This is a genomic window from Mesorhizobium sp. M4A.F.Ca.ET.022.05.2.1, assembly GCF_003998845.1.
Classification (GTDB): domain Bacteria; phylum Pseudomonadota; class Alphaproteobacteria; order Rhizobiales; family Rhizobiaceae; genus Mesorhizobium.
This window is the reverse complement of record NZ_RZOJ01000725.1, coordinates 1-1,240: the sequence shown is the minus strand read 5'-3', so window position 1 is coordinate 1,240 and position 1,240 is coordinate 1. Positions and strand designations below refer to the sequence as shown.

Below are 1,240 nucleotides of genomic sequence, written 5' to 3'. Positions count from 1 at the left end.
TGGGAGTGTCGCACGGCTTCCGCCGACGGCGTGAAGGCGGCGTTGATGACCGGCACCTGCGCCGGGTGGATGGCCATCTTGCCGGTGAAACCGTCGCGCTCGGCCTCGCGGCACTCGGCTCCGAAAGCTTCCATGTCGCGGAAATCCGGAAAAACGGTGTCGATCGCCGCGACTTCCGCCGCACTGGCCGCAAGGATTGTCATGGCGCGGGCAAGGCGGAAGACGTCGGTATAGCGGCCGCTCTCATCGCGCGCGGCGCGGGCGCCGATCGCGGCCGACAGATCCTCGGCGCCCCAGGTGAGGCCGGCAAGCCGCGCGCTGGCGCCGGCATAGGTTGCGGCCGTCAGCACGCCCGCCGGTGTTTCGGTGATGATCGGCAGGATCCTGATCGCGCCGTCAGGCAGGCCGTTTTCAGCCTCGTGCACCCTGAGCTTGGCCGAGAGCTGCTGGACATCCTGGCCGCTGTTCGACTTCGGCAGCATGATGCCGTCCGGCGCGGCTGCAACAAGCGCCGTCAGATCGTCGTCGGTGAGCCCCGTCGACAGATCGTTGACGCGCACATAGATCACGGATGCCGTCTGGTTCCTGTGTCCGGCGATGAAACGCGCGGCGATGTCGCGCGCCAACCGTTTGTTGCCCGCCGCGACGGAATCCTCGAGGTCGACGATGACCACGTCGGCGCCGGCGGCAAACCCCTTTTCGAGCTTCCTTTCGGAATCGCCCGGAACGAAAAGCAGCGAGCGCATCAGCCTGCCTTCTTCAGCATCATCGCCTGCCTCGTGCATTTGGCGACGAGAACATCATGCTGGTTGTAGGCGCGGTGTTCGAACTCGACAATGCCGCGGTCAGCCTTCGATTTGGACTCGCGCACCGAAATCACCGTGGTCTCGACACGGATGGTGTCGCCATGGAAGACCGGGTGCGGGAACACGGTTTCCTTCATGCCGAGATTGGCGACAGTGGTGCCGACGGTGATGTCGTTGACCGAAATGCCGATCATCAGGCCGAGCGTGAACAGCGAGTTGACCAGCGGTCTGCCCCATTCGCTCCTGGCGGCGAAGTCGAAGTCGATGTGCAGCGGCTGCGGGTTCAGCGTCATCACCGAAAACAGCATGTTGTCGCTCTCGGTGACGGTCTTGCGCAGCGTGTGGCGGAAGACGTGGCCGACGACGAACTCTTCGAGATAAAGCCCGGCCATGCACGATCTCCTCAGCGCCTCACGGGTTGATAGGCGCTGCCT

At 64.4% G+C, this 1,240-nt stretch carries 2 protein-coding genes; both read right to left on the bottom strand.

Going from position 1 to position 1,240, the window contains the following annotated elements:
• On the bottom strand, positions 1–746 hold a 746-nt coding region (locus EN745_RS34910; protein WP_145992329.1), incomplete at its 3' end, for a CoA ester lyase.
• Positions 746–1,198 (bottom strand): MaoC family dehydratase, encoded by a 453-nt coding sequence (locus EN745_RS34905; RefSeq protein ID WP_126054264.1) that lies wholly within the window; start codon positions 1,196–1,198, stop codon positions 746–748. The genes EN745_RS34905 and EN745_RS34910, both read right to left, overlap by 1 nt.
• Positions 1,199–1,240 lie beyond the last annotated feature (42 nt).

Bases quoted from the DNA above. Each gene is read 5' to 3' on its own strand.
- EN745_RS34905 (WP_126054264.1), bottom strand. From the start codon at position 1,198: ATGGCCGGGCTTTATCTCGAAGAGTTCGTCGTCGGCCACGTCTTCCGC.